Source organism: Exiguobacterium sp. s143 (genome assembly GCF_018618895.1).
Taxonomy (GTDB): Bacteria; Bacillota; Bacilli; order Exiguobacteriales; family Exiguobacteriaceae; genus Exiguobacterium_A; species Exiguobacterium_A abrahamii.
In genome coordinates, this window is the sequence record NZ_JACSMX010000008.1 from 22,923 (window position 1) to 41,564 (window position 18,642).

Here is an 18,642-nt window from a genome sequence, read left to right on the forward strand (position 1 = left end):
CGTTCAGTTATACCGATTCATCAAAGCGAGAAACGGTGTGTCTATGAAGTCCGTCGCTACATCGACAGACGCATTGAGTACGTGTTGCAGACTTCCTTGCTCCGCCTTCGAAAAATTCATTAACACCCAGTCAATGACTTGGATGGGTGCCGGTGGTCGACCGACGCCGAGCTTAAGGCGCTTGATCTCCTGCGTACCGAGGTGCTGGATCAACGACTTGACGCCGTTATGACCGCCTGCACTGCCTTTTGAACGCAACCGTAGTTTCTCAAGCGGCAAGTCCAGATCGTCATAGATGACGAGCACATCTTCGACCGCGATTTTATAGAAATCAAGTAACGGTCGCACCGCTTCACCTGATAAGTTCATATACGTCAATGGCTTGACGAGCACGACACGTTCTCCGTTTATCATTCCCGTTCCGAAGAGGGCTTTAAACTTCGATTCTGAAAGCTTGATCCCGTGCTTCTCCGCTAAGGCATCAATCGCAAGAAAACCGATGTTGTGGCGCGTATTCGCATACTTCGCTCCAGGATTCCCTAATCCGACGATACATTTCATATCGATTCCTCATTTCTATTAAAAAAAGTAAACGAACAAGGGTCCGATTTCAATAAACCGGACCACGTCGTTCGTATGCATCAAGCAATCAGCTGAAGAGCGGGCTGATTGATTTCTGTTCGTGTACACGGATGATTGCTTCTGCAAGCAAGCGTGCCACAGAGATTTGTTTGATTTTGCTTGCACATTCGCGTTGTGTCAAGTCGATCGTGTTCAAGACGACGAGTTCTTCGATCGCTGAGTTCTCGATTCGCTCCATTGCTGGACCCGAAAGAACAGGGTGTGTACAACATGCATAGACTTGTTTCGCTCCGTTTTCGATCAAAGCGTTCGCTGCAAGTGTGATCGTACCCGCTGTATCGATGATGTCATCGATGATGATGGCAATCTTGCCATCGACTTGACCGACGATGTTCATGACTTCTGCGACGTTCGGTTTCGGACGGCGTTTGTCGATGATCGCGATCGGTGCTTTTAATTGTTCTGCTAATTTACGTGCCCGTGTGACACCGCCATGGTCTGGAGAAACGATGACGAGTTCGTTTGGATCGATGTTCTTTTTCTCGAAGTATGAAGCGAGAAGCGGTACACCCATCAATTGATCTACTGGAATATCGAAGAACCCTTGGATTTGTGCTGCATGGAGATCCATCGTCACGACGCGTGTCGCCCCTGCTACTTCAAGCAAGTTCGCAACGAGTTTCGCCGTGATTGGCTCACGTGAACGTGCTTTGCGGTCTTGACGCGCATAACCGTAATATGGAATGACGACGTTGATTGTCCGTGCAGACGCCCGTTTCAGTGCATCGATCATGATGAGAAGTTCCATCAGGTTTTCGTTGACTGGTTGGCTTGTCGATTGAATGATGTAAATATCATCCCCTCGGACACTTTCTTCGATGTTCATCGAAATTTCGCCATCACTGAAGTGTTTGACTGAACTTTCGCTCACCGGGATTCCGATGACTTTAGCGATTTCCTCTGCCAGTGGTTTGTTCGAGTTGAGTGCGAAAATACGAATTTCATGTTCTAAGACAGTAGACATGTGTAGGTGGCCTCCATTTGTTTGGGTTTAGACGAGTAGAGCGACAAGTAATGAATTAACGATAATCAGGTTTCGTCGTTTGACGTTCCCGTGCGATCGCGAGACCGTTTTCCGGCACATCATCCGTGACGGTTGATCCGGCAGCAACAAGGGCGTTCTTGCCGACCGTGACCGGTGCGATCAAGTTGACGTTACAGCCGATGAAGGCATCGTCCTCAATGATCGTCTGGAATTTATTTTTTCCATCGTAGTTGACCGTGATCGATCCACAACCGAGGTTGACGTTCTCTCCGATCGTCGCATCTCCGACGTAGCTCAGGTGTGCTGATTTGCTACCTTCGCCAAATGTTGATTTCTTGATCTCAACAAAGTTTCCGACGCGTGTGTTCGCACCGAGAACCGCTTGCTGACGTAAATGCGCGAATGGACCGACTTGTGCCGCTGGACCAATCTTGCTATCCGTGACGACGGATTGACGAACAATGGCACCGTCTGCCACTTCACTATTGCGGATATCCGAGTTCGGACCAATCGTACATTCTGAACCAATGACCGTGCGACCGAGTAATTGCGTTCCCGGATAAAGAACAGTATCTGAACCAATCGTGACGTCCGGTCCGATATACGTCGAAGACGGGTCAACGAATGTGACACCCTGACGCATCCAGTACTCGTTCGTCCGCTTACGCATCGATGTTTCCGCTTGCGCAAGTGCGACGCGATCGTTGACACCGATTGTCTCTTCGAACGTAGGTGCAGCGTACGCTGCGATCGTTTCGCCTGCTGCTTTAGCAATCTCAATCACGTCTGGTAAGTAATACTCACCTTGCGCGTTATCGTTCTTGACCTGCTTCAGCGTTGCGAACAACATCTCGTTATCAAATACATACGTACCTGTATTGATTTCCCGAAGTGCAAGTTCTTCTGCATTCGCATCCTTGTGCTCGACGATTTTCGAGACGTTTCCATCTTCGCCACGCACGATTCGTCCGTAACCTGTCGGATCGTCAGCGAGTGCCGTCAAGACAGTCACTTTTGCGTTCGTATCCGTATGATGTTGTAACAATGAAGTCAGTGTCTCGCTCGTCAAGAGAGGTGTATCGCCACAGACGACGAGTGTTGCTCCCTGTTCGTTCCCGAGTACGGGTTCTGCCATTTGAACAGCATGACCTGTGCCAAGCTGCTCACTTTGAAGTGCGTATTCCACCGATGTGCCAAGCACTTCTTTGACGGATTCCGCACCGTGACCGACGATGACGACCTGTCGCTTGACGCCGAGCGTCGCTAATTGATCGACGACGTGCTGTACCATAGGTTTCCCAGCGACTGGGTGAAGTACTTTGTAAAGCTTCGATTTCATCCGAGTTCCTTTACCCGCTGCTAGAATTACCGCGAAATGATTCATCCTTGTCGCTCCTCCACGTAAATTAGTGTTGATTTCGTTCTGAAATAGTACACTCGTTCCAACTATAACGAAAATGGCATCGTTATTCAATGATGGGACGAAGCGGAATCGAGGAAAAAACGAGAAAAAAGACAGCTTTTCCCAAGAAGAGAAAACCTGTCTTTTTCTTATGCTTGATCTGTCGTTTGGGCAGAAGAGACTTCGTAACCGAGACCTTCTTCTTGATCCTCACGTGCCGCATAGGCTTCGAGTACCGAATCTTCGACCTTTTTTCGCATTAATGCATTGATTGGATGAGCGACATCCCGGAAGATACCTTCTTGCGTTCGTTTGCTTGGCATGGCGACGAAGAGACCACTGTTCCCTTCGATCACACGCAAATCATGTACCACGAATTCGTGGTCGAGCGTAATAGAGGCAAGTGCTTTCATTCGACCCTCTGCCACGACGCGACGAATTTTAACGTCCGTAACGTTCATTTTGTCCGCACCCCTTTAACCGTTGTCACAACTCTTCGTTGTCTACTTCTACTTACGGCTTAAAACAAACAAAGGTTTAGTCTTTCCCAATCTTTTTACGCATAATTTCCAAAAGTTTGATAATTACAGTATAGTTACAATCCATGCGGCTGTCAATTTCAGGTAGTCTCTGCTTCCGAGAAATAGTGATCGACGTTTCCACGCTTGACTTGAATTTGACCAAGATCGACGTCGACGTCCGCTAATTTCATTAAGCTGACGTATTCGTTGACCATCTTCTTCTCGGCACCCTCTGCCTCGATCAAGACACCCACACCTGCGACCTTTGCTTCGAACTCGCTCAAGAGACTCATCATTCCGCGAATCGTTCCGCCGGCTTTCATGAAGTCATCGATCAATAAGACGTTCGCCCCGCGTGGTAAACTCCGACGCGCAAGTGCCATCGTCCGAATCGCTTTTGAAGAACCTGAGACATAGTTGATACTGACCGTTGAACCTTCTGTCACGCGACTATCCGAACGCACGATGACGAACGGCACACCAAGTTGCTCAGCGACCGCATAAGCAAGTGGAATCCCTTTCGTCGCGATTGTCATGACGACATCGACTTTCTTTTGGCTAAAGACAGATGCAAACACTTGCCCCATTTGTTTGACCATCTTCGGATCCCCGAGTAAGTCCGTCAAATAAAGGTATCCCCCTGGCAACAGTCGATCTGGACGTGCGACACGTTCACATAGATCGTCGATGAACGGTAACGCCTTCTTACTGCTCCACGTCGGGATGAACATGACGCCACCCGCAGCACCTGGTACCGTGACGAGACGACCCGTTCCCTCATGCTCTAACATCTCGCTGACGATATCTAAATCTTCACTGATCGACGATTTCGCCGATTTATAGCGTTCTGCAAAAATCGTCAATGAGACGAGATGATGGGGATGGTCAAGCAAGTACCGCGTCATGTCGACCAATCGACCACTTCTCCGAATTTTCATTTGTTTTGTTCCACCTCTCCGTAATTCCGAATATTCAATAGTGAATATATCATTTTCATACGGATATTATCAATGGTTTTCGCCTAAAAGACGAACGACGTAGACTTCGTTACAAAAGCCGCGTAATCCATTATAGAGACGTTGTGCCCGATTCTCGTGTTCCGTCAACGCAAAGACCGTCGGACCACTTCCGCTCATCAAGACGCCTTCTGCGCCACAACTCGCCATGAATTCCTTGATCTGCTCGACTTCCGGGTGCATCGGCAACGTGACCGATTCGAGAACATTACCGAGTGACTGGCAAATGCCTTGGAAATCTTGCGCCTTCACCGCATCGATCATCGCTTCGACGTTCGGACGTTTTGCCGTGTTCAAGTCAAGGGCACCATAGACGTCAGCCGTCGAGACACCAATCGTCGGTTTAGCAAGAACGACCCAGCATGGGGGTGGTGAAACAAGTTTTTCTAGCTTCTCTCCGCGACCCGTTGCAATCGCCGTTCCTCCCATGACACAAAATGGGACGTCAGAGCCAACCGCTGCCCCGACTTCCGCCAACTCTTCCAGCGTCAAGCCAAGTTGCCATAACTCGTTCAAACCACGTAATGTCGCTGCTGCGTCACTAGAACCACCTGCAAGTCCCGCTGCGACCGGGATGTGTTTTTCTAAGAAGATTTCGACCCCTGTCTTGACGTCGTATTTTTCTTTTAAGATCGCTGCTGCTTTATACGCAAGATTACGTTCATCGTTCGGAACGTAAGCATGCTGGGCATTCATTCGAATTTCTCCTGACGGCAGCTCCGTCAATTCTAGACGGTCTGCCAAATCGACTGTCGTCATCACCATATGTACATCGTGATAGCCGTCCGGGCGCTTTGCCGTCGCATCCAGGACTAGGTTGATCTTGGCCGGAGCCTTTACAATAATCGTCATCGTGCCGTTCCTCCTCTAGTTCGTTTCCTGTAGGAATTGTATCAACCTTTCCACAAAAAAAGAAGCGAACATTTTGTCCGCTTCGGAAGGTAAGTTTACGAATTCGCAAATTCGATTTGTACGGAGTCTGTTAGCACGTCGGCGTAGCTATAAGAAACTCGCTCGACATTGTGGCGCTCTGCGTCTAGCTTGACTACAAACACCGAAGGATACGTCTCAACGAGCGTTCCGATTCGGGTTACGACCTTTTTACGACCGCCGCTTGCTTTTAGCGTCAGTCTTTCACCAACATGTGTTTCGAAAACATGTCTGATTTCGTTCAACGTCTTTGGCATACGCTTCACCTCACTAATATTTATTATAGCATATTAAATAAATATTAGAAAGGGGAAAATATTATATCTGTTCTAATCGTATCCGTCAACGTTTTTTAATTGGCAAAAGTGCATCCGCTAACTGTGCGAATTCCTGCAGGCTGAGCGTTTCTCCGCGACGACGTGGTTCGATTCCAGCTTCCAACAATGCCGCTTCGACCGCCGCCTTTTCCGTCTTCCCGAAGTGTGTCGTCAAGTTGTTCAAAATCGTTTTCCGGCGTTGTGCAAAACTTGCTCGGACGATTTCGAAGAATAATGCCTCATCCTGTGTCTGTACCGCCGGCTCTTTTCGAATGTTCAAACGGATGACTGCTGAATCGACATTTGGTGCCGGAATGAAGACTTGTTTTGGAACCGTGAAGCAGACTTCAGCTTCCGCATAATACTGAATCGCGATCGATAGAGAACCGTATGCTTTCGTGCCAGGTTTTGCACCGATTCGTTCAGCGACTTCCTTTTGAATCATCATGACGAGCGTCCGAAACGGTGCTTTCGCTTCGAGAATCCGCATGATGATCGGTGTCGTGACGTAATACGGAAGGTTCGCGACGACGGCAATGTCAGTGATGCCTTCTTGCGTGAACTCTTCTGCGACGATCGTCGAAAGATCAAGTTCAAGAGCATCGCCGTGAATGACCTTCGTATGAGGATACGGTGAAAGTGTATCGTCAAGAATCGGTAGCAACCGCTGATCGATCTCAAGAGCGACGACTTTTTTCGCCTGTTTCGCCGATTGTTCCGTCAATGAGCCGATTCCTGGTCCGATCTCGAGTACTCCGCTTTCAGGCGTTAATCCAGCTGCCCCGACGATGTTTCCTAATACGTTTAAATCGATTAAAAAGTTTTGTCCCAACGATTTTTTAAACGAAAAGCCATGTTTCGCTAAAATTTCTTTCGTCCGGTGCAATGTAGCAATGTCTTTCAAACTTCTTCCTCCTCTAATTGTTTCAATGCCGCTTCCCATTCCGCCCGCGTGATTCGGATCGATGCGACGCGTTTGACGAGTTGTTTTGCATTCGGTTCACCAATCGCAAGAATCTGACCGAGACGACGACGACGGATCGAGGCTGCTGGTCCACCAATCAAATCGGCTGCTAGAATCATCTCACGTGTCACTTCGGCAACCGGTGCTTCTTCCGTCTCATAGACAGCAGCGAGCGCCTCTTCGATTGCGGCAGGTGAGGCATGCTCCACACCAATTTTCCCTCGCTTATCTTTTGCTTGGGCACGAGGAAGATAGGCGTGTTTACAGCCTGGTACGCGTTCATTGATTCGGGCACGGATACGATCTCCTGGAAAATCAGGGTCCGTGAAGATGATGACACCGCGTCGTTCCAGTGCCTTCTCGATGCGTTGCATCGTTTGTTCATTAACGGCTGAACCGTTCGTTTCAATTGTATCGACATCAAAGACTTCTTGTAATCGTGTCGTATCATCCCGTCCTTCGACGACGATGACTTCTTTTAAGCGTTTCCGCATGATCTCTCCACCTTCTTCAAACACTCTCGTAATTGTACCTGTTTCCACGAAAAAAACAAGGAAGCGTCACGTGTCCGCTTCCGTTGCACTAGGAATGACCCAGACTTGCAGTTGTTTTCGACCGAACGTCTTCGCTTTTTGTTCTCCGTCGACCAAGACATCGATCTTATTTCCTTTGATGGCTCCACCTGTATCGAGGGCGATCGCAAGACCCACTCCTTCGACGTAGACCTTCGTTCCAAGCGGAATGACTTTCGGATCAACCGCGATGATCGGCATCCCTTGATAAGTGATCGTATCCGTCACGTCATACCCGGTCGCTGTCAAGGCACGTCCGTTGTACAAACGACTGCCGTTCGAAGCTGGGTCGTTCGTATACGCCGTCGCTTCGACCATCAAACTCTTCGCACTCGAAAAATCAAGGTCCGCATCGGCTTTCGGTGTTTCCGTTAGTGGATTCGTCGCCTGCTCTTCGTTAAAGACGGGTGCTTCAGTAGGCGTCTCGATTGGTTTTGTTCCGACCTTGATGACTTGTTTGATCGGTGTCCGTGTCACTTGGTCATCAATCAGTTTCTTCTCTTTGCTAAGACCGTCAGCTAATGTCAATTGATACTTTTTCGTTCGGACACCTGGACGACCAGATGCCGTCACGAGTTGCTCGCCTTCCGGTAAGGTCGGATCCTCGACTTCTTCAATTTCAAACGGAACGAGCTGTTCTTGCGTCAACGTCGCACGACGTGTCGTGTTGACGGTAATCAACGTACCTTCCGTCACGCGGGTGTCGGGATCCGGAGCGACCCGGTCTTCTTTTTGCAAGCGGATCCCTTCTCGCGCTAACAATTCCCGAACTGACGTCTCATATGTGTAGAGTTGTCGGGCTTTTCCACCGACGACAAGATCAACGGGAAAAGCTTCCCGATACCGAACTGTCATTCCGTTCGTCAACACAGCGTCAGAGGACGGATAAATATCATCCGTATCCGCTTTTTTGATACCACGTTCTGCAAGTAAGTCCTTCACTTGGCGTGCTTGCGTTCGAACACGACGAGACTCACCATATCCCATGATCAGCGTGATTTCTTTTGCCCGCTGAATGACGATTAGTCGTTTTTTCGGCAGGTCGGCACTGAGTGCTGGTTCAATCACATCATTGTCACGCGCCGTAATACCAGCTTCTTCGAGTGCTCCATAGACAGAGTCAGCTGTCGTTTCAATTTGCTGTTCTTGGCCATCAATCAAGACAGTCACGGTTTGTGGATGATCCATCATCCCATAGACGAGTGCAGCCGCAAGTAGCAGGCTGCACCCGATCGTAATAAACGTCAACGAACGCATCATGGCAAGCGGAAGACCCGTTTTGCATTTTCAGTCGTCGCTGCTTCGACGTCAGCGTACATCATGCCACGGAGCTGCGCAATCTCTTCAGCGACGAACCGGACGTAAGCCGGTTCGTTGCGTTTTCCGCGGTGCGGTGTCGGTGTCAGATACGGACAATCCGTCTCAACGAGTAGACGATCGAGTGGGACTTCCTGCGCAACACGTTTCGGCATCTTCGCATTCTTGAACGTAACGGGACCTCCGAGTGAAATGTAGAAGTTCATCGCTAGACAACGCGGTAATAATTCAGCACTCATGCTATAGCTATGCAAGATTCCCCCGACTTCTTTTGCATCTTCTTCTTCAAGAATCCGCAACGTATCTTCTGTCGCTTCCCGGTTATGGATGACGATCGGCTTCTTCTTCTGCTTCGCGAGCCGGATCTGTTTGCGGAAGGCTTCTTGCTGCACGTCTTTCGGTGACGTGTCCCAGTGATAGTCGAGCCCAATTTCTCCAAGCGCAACGACTTTTTCGTGATCCATCAATCGTTCAACCTTTTGATAGGCTTCCTCATCAAAATCGATCGAGTCGACGGGATGCCACCCGATGACCGCATAAAGATCATCGTACGCTTCGACGAGTTCCATCGCACGATCAATCGTCTTATGATCAAATCCGACGACGATCATCGGTGAGACGCCGTTCGCGCGTGCCCGCTCGATCGTCTCGTGGACGTCGTCCGCAAATTGGTCTGCATTCAAGTGAGTGTGTGTATCGATTAACATAGCTGTTCGACTCCTTCTTTAAAAAAATGCCTGTGACATGAAGTCCACAGGCATCGGTTTTATTTTACGCTTGCGCCGTTCGCCATCGTTGACGGGACCGTCGCTAGTTCAAGTTTTCCTGCTTTTTCAGCAGCAAGGACCATTCCTTGTGAGAGTTCGCCACGTAATGTGACCGGTTTTAAGTTCGCCACGACGATGACTTTGCGTCCGACTAAATCTTCCGGCTCATACCACTGAGCGATACCAGAGACGATTTGGCGTGTTTCTTTGCCCATATCGACTTGTAGCTTCAATAGTTTTTTTGCCTTTTTGATCTTTTCAGCCGTCACGACTTCACCGACACGTAATTCGATCTGGTCAAAGACATCGATTGTCGTTTCTGGACGAATATCTTCGTCTTCTTCTTCAACTTCCTCTTCCTCAACACGTGCTGCAGAAGCTTGACGCATCATGTCGACGATTGCTTCGACTTCTTCTTTGACATCGAGACGTGGGAAGATTGGTGTCGCTGTACCGACTTTCGTTCCTGGTGCGATGTCTGCGAATTTCTCGAGCGCTGCCCAGTCCATCGCTTGTCCAGAGAGACCCAGTTGCGCGAAGATCTCTTTTGGTGAACGCGTCATGAACGGTTGCAACATGATCGCCACGTGACGCAAGACGCCGACGAGATGCACCATGACAGAACCGAGTTCCGCCGTTTTGGATTCGTCTTTTGCAAGCACCCACGGTTGTGTCTCATCAATGTATTTATTGGCACGGCTGATCAATTGCCAAATATTCGACAGTACGACAGAGAATTCCATGTGTTCCATCGATGCATCGACTTTCGTGACCGTTTCTTTTGCAAGATCCGACAGAGTCGCATCAAACGGTGTCACGTTACCTGTATAGGCTGGGATCTCACCATCAAAGTATTTCGTGACCATCGCGATCGTCCGGTTGAGTAAGTTCCCGAGGTCGTTCGCTAAATCGTAGTTCATCCGCTCAACGAATGCTTCAGGTGTGAACATACCGTCCGAACCGAATGGCACTTCCCGTAAGAGGTAGTAACGAAGGGCATCGAGACCGTAACGATCCGTCAACGGAATCGGATCGACGACGTTTCCTTTTGATTTCGACATTTTTCCGTCTTTCATCAATAACCAACCATGTGCGAAGACTTTCTTCGGTAATGGGAGGTCAAGCGCCATCAAGAGTGCCGGCCAGATAATCGTGTGGAAACGAACGATTTCTTTTCCGACGAGATGAACATCTGCTGGCCAGTACTTATCGAAGTTACCATGATCATCCGTACCATAACCGAGTGACGAGATATAGTTCGTCAACGCATCGATCCAGACGTAGACGACGTGCTTCGGATTCGACGGGACTTGTACACCCCAGTTGAATGTCGTCCGTGAGACCGCTAAGTCTTGAAGACCTGGTTTAATGAAGTTATTGATCATTTCGTGTTTACGTGATTCTGGCAAGATGAATGACGGATTCGCTTCAAAGTACTCAAGCAGACGGTCCGCGTACTTGCTGATCCGGAAGAAGTAACATTCTTCGCGAACGAGTTCGACCGGGTGTCCACTGTCAGGGCTCTTCCCGTCGACGAGTTGTGATTCGGTATAGTACGTCTCATCCGGAATCGAATACCAACCTTCGTATTCACCTAAATAGATATCGCCTGATTCAAGAAGTGTTTCGAACACTTTTTCGACGACTTTCTTGTGACGTGGTTCTGTCGTCCGGATATAATCATCGTACGAGATGTCGAGACGATCCCATAAGACTTTAATCTGCTCGACGACACCGTCGACGAATGCCTGTTCCGAGATCCCTGCTTCTGCTGCTTTTTCCTGGATCTTTTGACCGTGCTCATCGCTACCTGTCAAATACCGGACGTCGAATCCTTGAAGTCGTTTGTACCGTGCCATCGCATCTCCAGCCACCGTCGTGTACGCGTGACCGATATGTAGTTTTGCACTTGGATAATAAATCGGGGTCGTGATATAAAATGTCTTTGCCATGTTATTCCTCCGTTCTCTGATTTCCATCTTCATTATAGGCTATTATACGCTGTTACGGGACTGATGTCGAAACTCACTTTTTGTCGAATCGAAACATTTTTTGACATCAGACATCAAATTACAAAAAAACACACTCTATAGTTTCATTTCCTTTAAAAAGGGAAAATGTATTAATAAATCGTTTCAAATATGGTGTTTTTGAGAAATAAATGACATTTTGATTTCAAGCTATTCAGATTGGTTGACTACTTTTGGAAAGTCTAGTATTCTACATTCTATAGAAACGATGTCGAATTTTGACGATTTTTCAAAAGAAAAAGAGATCCATGACATCAAAGGAGGAACAACAAAATGAAATCAACAGGTATTGTACGTAAAGTAGACGAGCTCGGTCGTGTCGTAATTCCAATCGAATTACGCCGTACACTTCAAATCGCAGAAAAGGATGCCCTCGAGATCTATGTCGATAACGAACAGATCATCCTTAAAAAATATAAACCAAACATGACTTGCCAAGTCACAGGAGAAGTTTCAGAAGATAACTTCAAATTGGCTGATGGTAAATTGATTCTTTCACCAGATGGCGCACAACGCGTTCTCGTTGAATTAAAAGATTTCCTCGATCGTCACTACGCAAGCAACGAATAAACACAAAAGGAAGCTCCTGACGGGGCTTCCTTTTTTAATCTGCTTCGTGAAACGCGAGGTACAGTTCCTGACGGTCCAGTCCCCGTTCCTTTGCGACACGCTTCAACGCCGCATTCGGCTTTTCGCCTTCTTCGATGTACCGGCGGATTTGCTCGAGCGGATCACTGTCTTGGATGACAGCATCCGGTCGTTCTTCGTTTGATCCTTCGACAAGAACGACGAACTCGCCCCGAACGTCTTCTGCTGCCCAAGCGCGTAATTCACTCACGCTCCCCCGAATGTATTCTTCATACCGTTTCGTTAGTTCCCGAGCTAACGTCACGTGACGATCACCAAGTACTTCCTCGACCCCTTGTAACATCTCTTTCAAACGATGCGGTGCTTCATAAAAGACGAGCGTTCCTGTTTCGTATTTCAATTGCTCTAACGCTTCGCGACGCTCTTTTTTCTTCCGTGGCAAAAAGCCGTAATACAAAAAGCGTTCTGTCGAAAGACCAGACGCGACAAGAGCTGTTAACGCAGCGTTTGCACCCGGAAGAACGATGACAGGAATGTCTGCTGCAATCGCTTGACGAATCAAATCACTTCCCGGGTCCGAGATACCTGGCATGCCGGCATCGGAGACGAGAGCGATTTGTTTTCCTGCCTCTAAATCAGCGAGGAGTCGCTCTCCGCTCGTTTGTTTATTGTGTTCGTGGTAACTGACAAGCTTCGTCTCAATCGAAAAGTGCCGAAACAGTTTCATCGTCTGCCGGGTATCTTCTGCTGCGACGATATCGGATTCCTGTAAGATCCGTACTGCCCGATATGTCATGTCTTCTAAATTGCCGATTGGTGTCGGGACGATATAGAGACCGGCTCCTTGCTGTTGATAGCTACTCGTCGCTTTCATGAGGTTCCTCCTTGAATCAACCGTTCTTTTTGTGAACGGGTTAATTGTTTAATCGCATATTCCCGCTTCATTGCCTCTGACTTCGTCGCAAAAGCTTCCTGATGAACGAGGACGACCGGTAGACGGGCACGTGTATACTTCGCACCCTTACCTGCGTTATGTGTCGCGATGCGTTGCGTGACGTCTACCGCGTAACCCGTATAATACGTATCATCTTGGCAACGAACGATATAGACTGCATGCTCAGACATCGAACAGTTCCTTCATCTGAGCCGCATACGAGTTGTCCGCCTCATAGACGATGAATGGGGGGAGCACCTTCAGTCCAGGTTTTGCATCCTTGATCCCCTCGATCAACAGCATGTTTGCTTCCTTCCCTGCTTTCGGATAAATCAGCTGCATCCGTTTCGGTTCCAAGCGATACGTCCGCATCAAGGTAACGATATCGAGCAGTCGTTCCGGTCGATGAACGAACGCTGCCTTTCCGCCTTGTTTCAACAAATCAGATGCACCTCGAATGCAGTCTTCAAGGGTACAGAGGACTTCATGTCTTGCAATCGTATAATGTTCACTTTGGTTTTGGTTCGATGTCTCGTTTGCTAAAAAATAAGGTGGATTGCAGGTGACAGCATCATAGATGCCGTATCCAAGACGCGTACCCGCCTCTTTGACGTCCCCTTCAATCATCTCAATCCGGTCGTTCAGTTCATTCAAGGTGACGCTCCGTCGTGCCATCTCCGCTAGTCGCGGCTGGATTTCAAGACCCGTGATCTGCCCTTTCGTCCGGTAAGATAAAAAGAGTGGAATTGCACCGTTTCCTGAACAGAGATCGGCAATCCGTCCTTGTTGAATCGGGACCCACGCAAATCGTGCGAGCAGTGCCGCGTCGAGTGAATACGAGAAGACGGATGGACTTTGAATGATTTTCCCTTCCTGTCCTAAGAGATAATCAAGTCGTTCGTCTGGTAATAGTTCAAACATGTCGTGCCTTCCTTTCCGAAAAAAAGACTGACTCATGTAGAAGTCAGCCTCTCAATGTTTCGTTAACATGGATAAGCAAAAGAGACAATCGCCGTCTTTTCTTACTTGTCCATAATGCAAGTTACAGATGTGGAACCCTTCCTGGTACAATCGTCCGAGATTATCGTAGCCCGCACCGACGCCCGCTTCCGCTTCTTCCGCTTCCGTGACCGGCTGTTGTTCATCGCGTTCGACTTTTTCCCGAAGATGATGATTCTCCAGATACAGATGTTGGTTCTCTTCCATCATGTAAGCCAGCTGATCCTTTAACACGCTCAGATGCTCAGTCAGCAAATGAATCTGTTGCTCAATCGCATCGACACGCGTAATGATTTCTTTTTTATCGACTCTCTCCACGCGTATGCACCCCGTTATTCTTTTGGTCGTTTTGGTTTTACGGCACCAACGGATAATAGTTCTTCCATTGAATACGTCAAGACGCGGGAACGATCCTTCAGTTCGATTTGAACGACTTGATCGAGGATGTTCAAACCAACGACGCGTCCTTCGCCTTCAGGTACTGTCAAACGTTTTCCGTAGTCCGGCAAATCACGGCGCATTTCTTCATACGTATCGTTCTCGTATTTCAGGCAGCACATCAAACGACCACATACTCCTGAAATCTTCGTCGGATTCAACGACAGGTTTTGATCTTTTGCCATCTTGATCGAAACCGGTTCGAACTCACCGAGGAAAGATGAACAACATAAGACACGACCACACGGACCGATGCCTCCCAGTAACTTCGCTTCATCCCGAACACCGATTTGACGGAGTTCGATACGCGTCCGGAAGACCGCCGCTAAATCTTTGACGAGCTCACGGAAATCAACACGTCCTTCTGCCGTGAAGTAGAAGATGACCTTATTGCGATCAAACGTGTACTCGACATCGACCAATTTCATATCGAGTTTATGTTCACGGATTTTTTCGACACATACCGCATGCGCATCAAGCGCTGCGACTTTATTTTCGCGGACGATCATTGCATCCTTATCGTCAGCAATCCGAAGAATGGATTTCAGTGGCAACACCACATCTTCTTCGTCCATTTGTTTATCGGCGATGACCACTTCGCCATATTCAATGCCCCGTACCGTCTCAACGATGACTGCTTGTCCTCGTGATAATGACTCTTGTCCAGGTGCAAAATAATAAATTTTGCCCGCTTCTTTAAAGCGAACGCCTACTACTTCTAGCATGTCGCTCTACCCTTTCTGTAAGTCAAACATGAGACGCTCAACTGTTAATTGGGGATTAACATTCGCTTCGACCCGTCTTACTGCGGCAAGCACAGCTTGCAACCAGCGGGTGATCGTCGTCTGGCTCTTGGACCCCATCTGTTCAAGTTGGGGTTTACTATTCGTATAGGTCATACCTTCCCACGCCGGATTCAGTTTCAGACGTAAGACATCCTCAAAGAAACAGGTGACGAGTTCAAGACCGATTCGGACATCCTGACGGTTCTTGAATTGTCCCATCCATTTCTCTTGTACGAACAGTGGTAAATCAGCCGGACGATTCGCTAATTCCTCCATCAATTGTAACACTGACGCTCGCGCATTTACAAACCAGTCTTCGAGTAATGCTTCTTCTGCATCCTCGACTTTTGGATAGACACGCGCTGCCAATTGCGTCAACTCGTGGTCCCGTCCCGTTTTTTCAGATAAAACCTCGCCAATCATTTGACGATCCGCCGGACGAAAACTTAATAACTGTCCCCGCGATCGAATCGTCGGTAAAAGGAGCTGGGGTTGATTAGTCAACAATAATGCCACTTTTCCTTCTCCTGGTTCCTCAAAGAACTTCAGCAAACTGTTTGCTGCCTGGGGAGTCATCTTATGGGACTGGGTAATGACATAAATCTGACGATCGCCTTCAAGTCCTCGGAGTGAGAGATCATGCATCAATTGTTGAATCTGTTCTTTTTTGATGGTCGCGCCATCTGGTTCGATTTCATAATAATCGACCAAGTTGCCACTTTCCATTCGCCGACAGCTACGACAGACACCACATGGCTCTACATCAACCGGGACCTCACAAAAAAGGCTTTTCGCGAACAAGTGAGCCGCTTCAAGTAGAAGCGGCTCATAGTCTCCGGTGAAGATATAAGCGTGATTGATTCGATCGTTTCGTAACGAATTTTGAAGAATCGTCGAAATGACCGATTGTGTCTGTTCCAATTCATGAAACGTCTGCATCAGAATTGATGAAACCCTTCGATTGGTAAGACGAAGACCGTTGCCCCGCCTACCTGGACTTCAACAGGGTACGGGATATACGAATCGGCATGACCACCCATTGGTGAGATTGGAGAAACCATCTGTTCGCGGCTTGAACAGTTCTTTTTGATCAATCGCAACAAATCATCGAGACGCTCACTCTGTACACCAATCATGAACGTCGTGTTCCCTTCTTTAAGAAAACCACCTGTCGTTGCTAGTTTCGTTGCTCGGAAATCATGCTCGACAAGTGCTTCCGCCAAACGTAAGCTATCTTTATCTTGAACGATCGTAATGACCATTTTCATGAGAATCTCTCCTTTTCTTCTAAATACGTAATGACATCTTCCACTAAGTCCTGATGAATCGCTTCAATCGATCGATTGGCTTGTACGATCTGCACCCGTTCCGGATCCGACGCCGCAATCTGCTGAAAACCATCATAGACGCGGGCACGAAACGCATCATCTCGTTGCTCGATTCGATCAAGTGCTCCCCGGTCCATCATTCGTTTTTTAGAATCCGTCACCGTTAAATCAAATAAATACGTTCGGTCTGGCGCTAACCCACCTGTTGCAGAATCATTGATTTGACGCACGAGATCAATCGGATGTCCAAGACCATACCCTTGATACGCAAGTGACGCATCAACGAATCGGTCACATAAAACAATTGTGCCTGCCTCTAACGCCGGTCGAATCAATTCCTCGACATGCTGGGCACGAGACGCTGCATACAACAGAATTTCTGTCATCTCTTTCATCTCTTCAAAATCAGGATTCAAAATCAACGAACGAATTTCGTTCCCAACGCGTGTGCCACCTGGCTCACGGGTCGTCATGACGTTATAGCCTTTTTCTTTTAACACATCACTAAGCAATTGTAGTTGTGTCGTTTTACCGGCACCATCTGGTCCTTCGACAGTAATGAACGTACCTTTCATCCTTCAAACCCTTCCTCTATGACGCGTAACGCTCCTCGTTGCAATTGTTCGCCCCCTTGCAAATGAACGGCTACGGTTTGATAATGTCGTAAACGTAGTACCTGTTCCGCCGTAATGCGTTCGCCTCTGACAATCAACGGAATGCCTGGCGGGTACGGAATAATCGTTTCGAGTGAAACATGACCGATACACTCATCCAGCTGACGGAACGTACCTGTTGCTTGTTCTAACTGTTCATAAGAACAAGCTAAAGCAGATACCTGTATTTTACCCATAATTGGTTGCTCGATATACCTTTTCAAAGGAATTCCTTCTGATTTCATCATTTGAATGGCTCGTTCGACACGGTGGACCCAGTCATTCTGCTCAGACTTTGTGAGCGGACGAAGTGGCAAAATACAGACGACGTGATCTCCTAAAGCAAATTCTGCATCGAGTTGAACAGCTCGTAACGCGTGCAGCAACGCATCTCCTGAATATCCCTCATACGTTAATGTCATCCGTGACCAATCATCGAATCGCAGAACCGTCATATGATCGAACCGTTGAAGTGCTTCGATGAATGCATTATGACTAGCTTGAACCTCTGACATACCCTTAACTGTCCATTGTTCACGATAGGAACGGGCGTAGTCTAATGAAGCTAGCAGTAAATATGAAGGACTCGAAGTCTGAAACGCTTGAAGTGCTCGCTGTAATTTCCTTCTCATCTTTTCTGAAAATCGCTCATGCATCCATGCTCCCATCGTCAGTGCTGGAAGTGTTTTATGGGCAGACTGGACAACAGCAGTTGCTCCTAATTCAAATGCAGAGCGTACACCAAATGCTTCACCGAAGTGTGCGCCATGTGCTTCATCCACTAATAAAGAGAGCCCGTGCGACGCTGTGAGCTGAACGAGTGACGTGATATCAGCTGCTTCCCCGTAATAGGTCGGTGAAGTCATAAACACGCCGACTCCTCCTGGGTATTTCGTAAACGCTTCCTTTAATGTTTCACGTGAAACATGTCCACTGATTCCCGTTTCCTCATGGATGTCTGGTTCAAGAAAGATCGGTTCGATCCCCAGCCATTCTAACGCATTGAACACCGATTTATGGGAATTACGCTGTACATAAACACGCTCTCCTCTTGTTGCTGTAGCGGCAAGCATCGCCCAGTTCCCAACGGTCGAACCATTCACAAGGAAATGACTCGCTTTTGCACCGTAGACTTTTTGCAGCAAAGCTATCGCGTCTGCAATGGCCTCTTCCGGATGATGAAAATCATCTAGACCAGGTAATTCTGTGACGTCCCATTTAAAGAAGTCAGGAAGAGGTGTCAATGTTCCATTCTTATGACCAGGAACATGCCAGGAGATGGGCGTTCGATCTAAATGGCGTTGAAGTGCATGTACAATAGGAAGTTCGTGTTTCATGAAAAAACTCCTTTTCCTCTAAAATGATTACACAAAAAGACCGACCTGCAATCTGCAGATCGGTCAAGTGCCTGGCAACGTCCTATCCTCACAGGGGGAAGCCCCCAACTACTTTCG

Annotated in this window: 22 protein-coding genes; 1 reads left to right on the top strand and 21 read right to left on the bottom strand. The window is 48.0% G+C overall.

Features of this window, described 5'->3' with window-relative positions:
• Positions 1-3 precede the first annotated feature (3 nt).
• The 12 genes from pth to metG all read right to left on the bottom strand — a co-directional run bounded on the left by pth (position 4) and on the right by metG (position 11,412).
• Complete coding sequence (pth, locus tag KNQ03_RS16445) at positions 4-561, bottom strand: aminoacyl-tRNA hydrolase (protein WP_023466549.1); 558 nt, start codon at positions 559-561, stop codon at positions 4-6.
• Between the two features lie 88 nt (positions 562-649).
• A complete protein-coding gene (locus tag KNQ03_RS16450) occupies positions 650-1,606 on the bottom strand; it encodes a ribose-phosphate diphosphokinase (RefSeq protein WP_012368955.1) in 957 nt (318 codons plus the stop codon).
• A 55-nt stretch (positions 1,607-1,661) separates the two neighbouring features.
• Positions 1,662-3,011: a bifunctional UDP-N-acetylglucosamine diphosphorylase/glucosamine-1-phosphate N-acetyltransferase GlmU gene (glmU, locus tag KNQ03_RS16455; RefSeq protein ID WP_050677366.1), complete on the bottom strand. Its 1,350-nt coding sequence runs from the start codon at positions 3,009-3,011 to the stop codon at positions 1,662-1,664.
• A 167-nt stretch (positions 3,012-3,178) separates the two neighbouring features.
• Entirely contained in the window at positions 3,179-3,490 is a 312-nt protein-coding gene (gene spoVG / locus KNQ03_RS16460; protein ID WP_064301046.1) for a septation regulator SpoVG, read from the bottom strand.
• A gap of 158 nt (positions 3,491-3,648) precedes the next feature.
• Positions 3,649-4,488: a pur operon repressor gene (purR, locus tag KNQ03_RS16465; protein WP_023466544.1), complete on the bottom strand. Its 840-nt coding sequence runs from the start codon at positions 4,486-4,488 to the stop codon at positions 3,649-3,651.
• 69 nt (positions 4,489-4,557) lie between these two features.
• Positions 4,558-5,418 (bottom strand): 4-(cytidine 5'-diphospho)-2-C-methyl-D-erythritol kinase, encoded by an 861-nt coding sequence (ispE, locus tag KNQ03_RS16470; RefSeq protein ID WP_023466542.1) that lies wholly within the window; start codon positions 5,416-5,418, stop codon positions 4,558-4,560.
• 95 nt (positions 5,419-5,513) lie between these two features.
• Positions 5,514-5,753, bottom strand: a complete 240-nt coding sequence (locus KNQ03_RS16475; protein ID WP_012368950.1) for a Veg family protein — start codon at positions 5,751-5,753, stop codon at positions 5,514-5,516.
• 85 nt (positions 5,754-5,838) lie between these two features.
• On the bottom strand, positions 5,839-6,717 hold the full coding sequence (gene rsmA, locus KNQ03_RS16480; RefSeq protein WP_023466540.1) for a 16S rRNA (adenine(1518)-N(6)/adenine(1519)-N(6))-dimethyltransferase RsmA: 879 nt from the start codon (positions 6,715-6,717) through the stop codon (positions 5,839-5,841).
• Positions 6,714-7,271 (bottom strand): ribonuclease M5, encoded by a 558-nt coding sequence (rnmV, locus tag KNQ03_RS16485; RefSeq protein WP_023466539.1) that lies wholly within the window; start codon positions 7,269-7,271, stop codon positions 6,714-6,716. Before rnmV ends, rsmA begins: the two co-directional genes overlap by 4 nt.
• A 66-nt stretch (positions 7,272-7,337) precedes the next feature.
• Entirely contained in the window at positions 7,338-8,609 is a 1,272-nt protein-coding gene (locus KNQ03_RS17225) for a 3D domain-containing protein (protein WP_214725611.1), read from the bottom strand.
• On the bottom strand, positions 8,606-9,373 hold the full coding sequence (locus tag KNQ03_RS16495) for a TatD family hydrolase (protein ID WP_023466535.1): 768 nt from the start codon (positions 9,371-9,373) through the stop codon (positions 8,606-8,608). Before KNQ03_RS16495 ends, KNQ03_RS17225 begins: the two co-directional genes overlap by 4 nt.
• 59 nt (positions 9,374-9,432) lie before the next feature.
• Positions 9,433-11,412 carry a methionine--tRNA ligase gene (metG, locus tag KNQ03_RS16500; RefSeq protein WP_256443279.1) on the bottom strand — a complete coding sequence of 660 codons (1,980 nt, stop codon included), beginning with the start codon at positions 11,410-11,412 and terminating at the stop codon, positions 9,433-9,435.
• A 324-nt stretch (positions 11,413-11,736) separates the two neighbouring features.
• Here metG and KNQ03_RS16505 point away from each other — a divergent pair, with 324 nt between their 5' ends.
• On the top strand, positions 11,737-12,033 hold the full coding sequence (locus KNQ03_RS16505; protein WP_023466531.1) for a transition state genes transcriptional regulator AbrB: 297 nt from the start codon (positions 11,737-11,739) through the stop codon (positions 12,031-12,033).
• A gap of 34 nt (positions 12,034-12,067) precedes the next feature.
• Here KNQ03_RS16505 and rsmI read toward each other — a convergent pair whose 3' ends face one another.
• The 9 genes from rsmI to KNQ03_RS16550 are packed head-to-tail and all read right to left on the bottom strand — an operon-like array spanning position 12,068 to position 18,525.
• Positions 12,068-12,925, bottom strand: coding sequence for a 16S rRNA (cytidine(1402)-2'-O)-methyltransferase (rsmI, locus tag KNQ03_RS16510; RefSeq protein WP_047392712.1), 858 nt, complete (start codon positions 12,923-12,925; stop codon positions 12,068-12,070).
• Entirely contained in the window at positions 12,922-13,176 is a 255-nt protein-coding gene (locus tag KNQ03_RS16515) for a GIY-YIG nuclease family protein (RefSeq protein ID WP_058266114.1), read from the bottom strand. The genes rsmI and KNQ03_RS16515 overlap by 4 nt, the downstream gene beginning before the upstream one ends.
• The gene (locus KNQ03_RS16520; RefSeq protein WP_214725615.1) at positions 13,169-13,906 is read right to left on the bottom strand and encodes a tRNA1(Val) (adenine(37)-N6)-methyltransferase; all 738 of its coding nucleotides are present in this window, start codon (positions 13,904-13,906) and stop codon (positions 13,169-13,171) included. Before KNQ03_RS16520 ends, KNQ03_RS16515 begins: the two co-directional genes overlap by 8 nt.
• A gap of 51 nt (positions 13,907-13,957) precedes the next feature.
• Entirely contained in the window at positions 13,958-14,308 is a 351-nt protein-coding gene (yabA, locus tag KNQ03_RS16525; protein WP_119182633.1) for a DNA replication initiation control protein YabA, read from the bottom strand.
• Positions 14,309-14,316: 8 nt separating this feature from the next.
• Complete coding sequence (locus KNQ03_RS16530; protein WP_029343044.1) at positions 14,317-15,147, bottom strand: PSP1 domain-containing protein; 831 nt, start codon at positions 15,145-15,147, stop codon at positions 14,317-14,319.
• A gap of 6 nt (positions 15,148-15,153) precedes the next feature.
• Positions 15,154-16,146, bottom strand: a complete 993-nt coding sequence (locus tag KNQ03_RS16535) for a DNA polymerase III subunit delta' (protein WP_214725617.1) — start codon at positions 16,144-16,146, stop codon at positions 15,154-15,156.
• Positions 16,146-16,475 (bottom strand): cyclic-di-AMP receptor, encoded by a 330-nt coding sequence (locus tag KNQ03_RS16540; RefSeq protein WP_023466519.1) that lies wholly within the window; start codon positions 16,473-16,475, stop codon positions 16,146-16,148. Before KNQ03_RS16540 ends, KNQ03_RS16535 begins: the two co-directional genes overlap by 1 nt.
• Entirely contained in the window at positions 16,472-17,110 is a 639-nt protein-coding gene (tmk, locus tag KNQ03_RS16545; RefSeq protein WP_214725618.1) for a dTMP kinase, read from the bottom strand. Before tmk ends, KNQ03_RS16540 begins: the two co-directional genes overlap by 4 nt.
• Entirely contained in the window at positions 17,107-18,525 is a 1,419-nt protein-coding gene (locus KNQ03_RS16550) for an aminotransferase class I/II-fold pyridoxal phosphate-dependent enzyme (protein ID WP_214725620.1), read from the bottom strand. Before KNQ03_RS16550 ends, tmk begins: the two co-directional genes overlap by 4 nt.
• Between the last annotated feature and the right edge of the window lie 117 nt (positions 18,526-18,642).

Excerpts from the sequence above, each read along its gene's own strand:
- rnmV (WP_023466539.1), bottom strand. The coding sequence starts at position 7,271 with ATGCGGAAACGCTTAAAAGAAGTCATCGTCGTCGAAGGACGGGATGAT.
- KNQ03_RS16530 (WP_029343044.1), bottom strand. The coding sequence starts at position 15,147 with ATGCTAGAAGTAGTAGGCGTTCGCTTTAAAGAAGCGGGCAAAATTTAT.
- KNQ03_RS16515 (WP_058266114.1), bottom strand. The coding sequence starts at position 13,176 with ATGTCTGAGCATGCAGTCTATATCGTTCGTTGCCAAGATGATACGTAT.
- KNQ03_RS17225 (WP_214725611.1), bottom strand. The coding sequence starts at position 8,609 with ATGATGCGTTCGTTGACGTTTATTACGATCGGGTGCAGCCTGCTACTT.
- metG (WP_256443279.1), bottom strand. The coding sequence starts at position 11,412 with ATGGAAATCAGAGAACGGAGGAATAACATGGCAAAGACATTTTATATC.
- tmk (WP_214725618.1), bottom strand. The coding sequence starts at position 17,110 with ATGAAAGGTACGTTCATTACTGTCGAAGGACCAGATGGTGCCGGTAAA.
- KNQ03_RS16540 (WP_023466519.1), bottom strand. The coding sequence starts at position 16,475 with ATGAAAATGGTCATTACGATCGTTCAAGATAAAGATAGCTTACGTTTG.
- KNQ03_RS16495 (WP_023466535.1), bottom strand. The coding sequence starts at position 9,373 with ATGTTAATCGATACACACACTCACTTGAATGCAGACCAATTTGCGGAC.
- ispE (WP_023466542.1), bottom strand. The coding sequence starts at position 5,418 with ATGACGATTATTGTAAAGGCTCCGGCCAAGATCAACCTAGTCCTGGAT.
- spoVG (WP_064301046.1), bottom strand. The coding sequence starts at position 3,490 with ATGAACGTTACGGACGTTAAAATTCGTCGCGTCGTGGCAGAGGGTCGA.
- KNQ03_RS16450 (WP_012368955.1), bottom strand. The coding sequence starts at position 1,606 with ATGTCTACTGTCTTAGAACATGAAATTCGTATTTTCGCACTCAACTCG.
- KNQ03_RS16475 (WP_012368950.1), bottom strand. The coding sequence starts at position 5,753 with ATGCCAAAGACGTTGAACGAAATCAGACATGTTTTCGAAACACATGTT.
- KNQ03_RS16535 (WP_214725617.1), bottom strand. The coding sequence starts at position 16,146 with ATGCAGACGTTTCATGAATTGGAACAGACACAATCGGTCATTTCGACG.
- rsmI (WP_047392712.1), bottom strand. The coding sequence starts at position 12,925 with ATGAAAGCGACGAGTAGCTATCAACAGCAAGGAGCCGGTCTCTATATC.
- pth (WP_023466549.1), bottom strand. The coding sequence starts at position 561 with ATGAAATGTATCGTCGGATTAGGGAATCCTGGAGCGAAGTATGCGAAT.
- purR (WP_023466544.1), bottom strand. The coding sequence starts at position 4,488 with ATGAAAATTCGGAGAAGTGGTCGATTGGTCGACATGACGCGGTACTTG.
- KNQ03_RS16505 (WP_023466531.1), top strand. The coding sequence starts at position 11,737 with ATGAAATCAACAGGTATTGTACGTAAAGTAGACGAGCTCGGTCGTGTC.
- KNQ03_RS16550 (WP_214725620.1), bottom strand. The coding sequence starts at position 18,525 with ATGAAACACGAACTTCCTATTGTACATGCACTTCAACGCCATTTAGAT.
- KNQ03_RS16520 (WP_214725615.1), bottom strand. The coding sequence starts at position 13,906 with ATGTTTGAACTATTACCAGACGAACGACTTGATTATCTCTTAGGACAG.
- glmU (WP_050677366.1), bottom strand. The coding sequence starts at position 3,011 with ATGAATCATTTCGCGGTAATTCTAGCAGCGGGTAAAGGAACTCGGATG.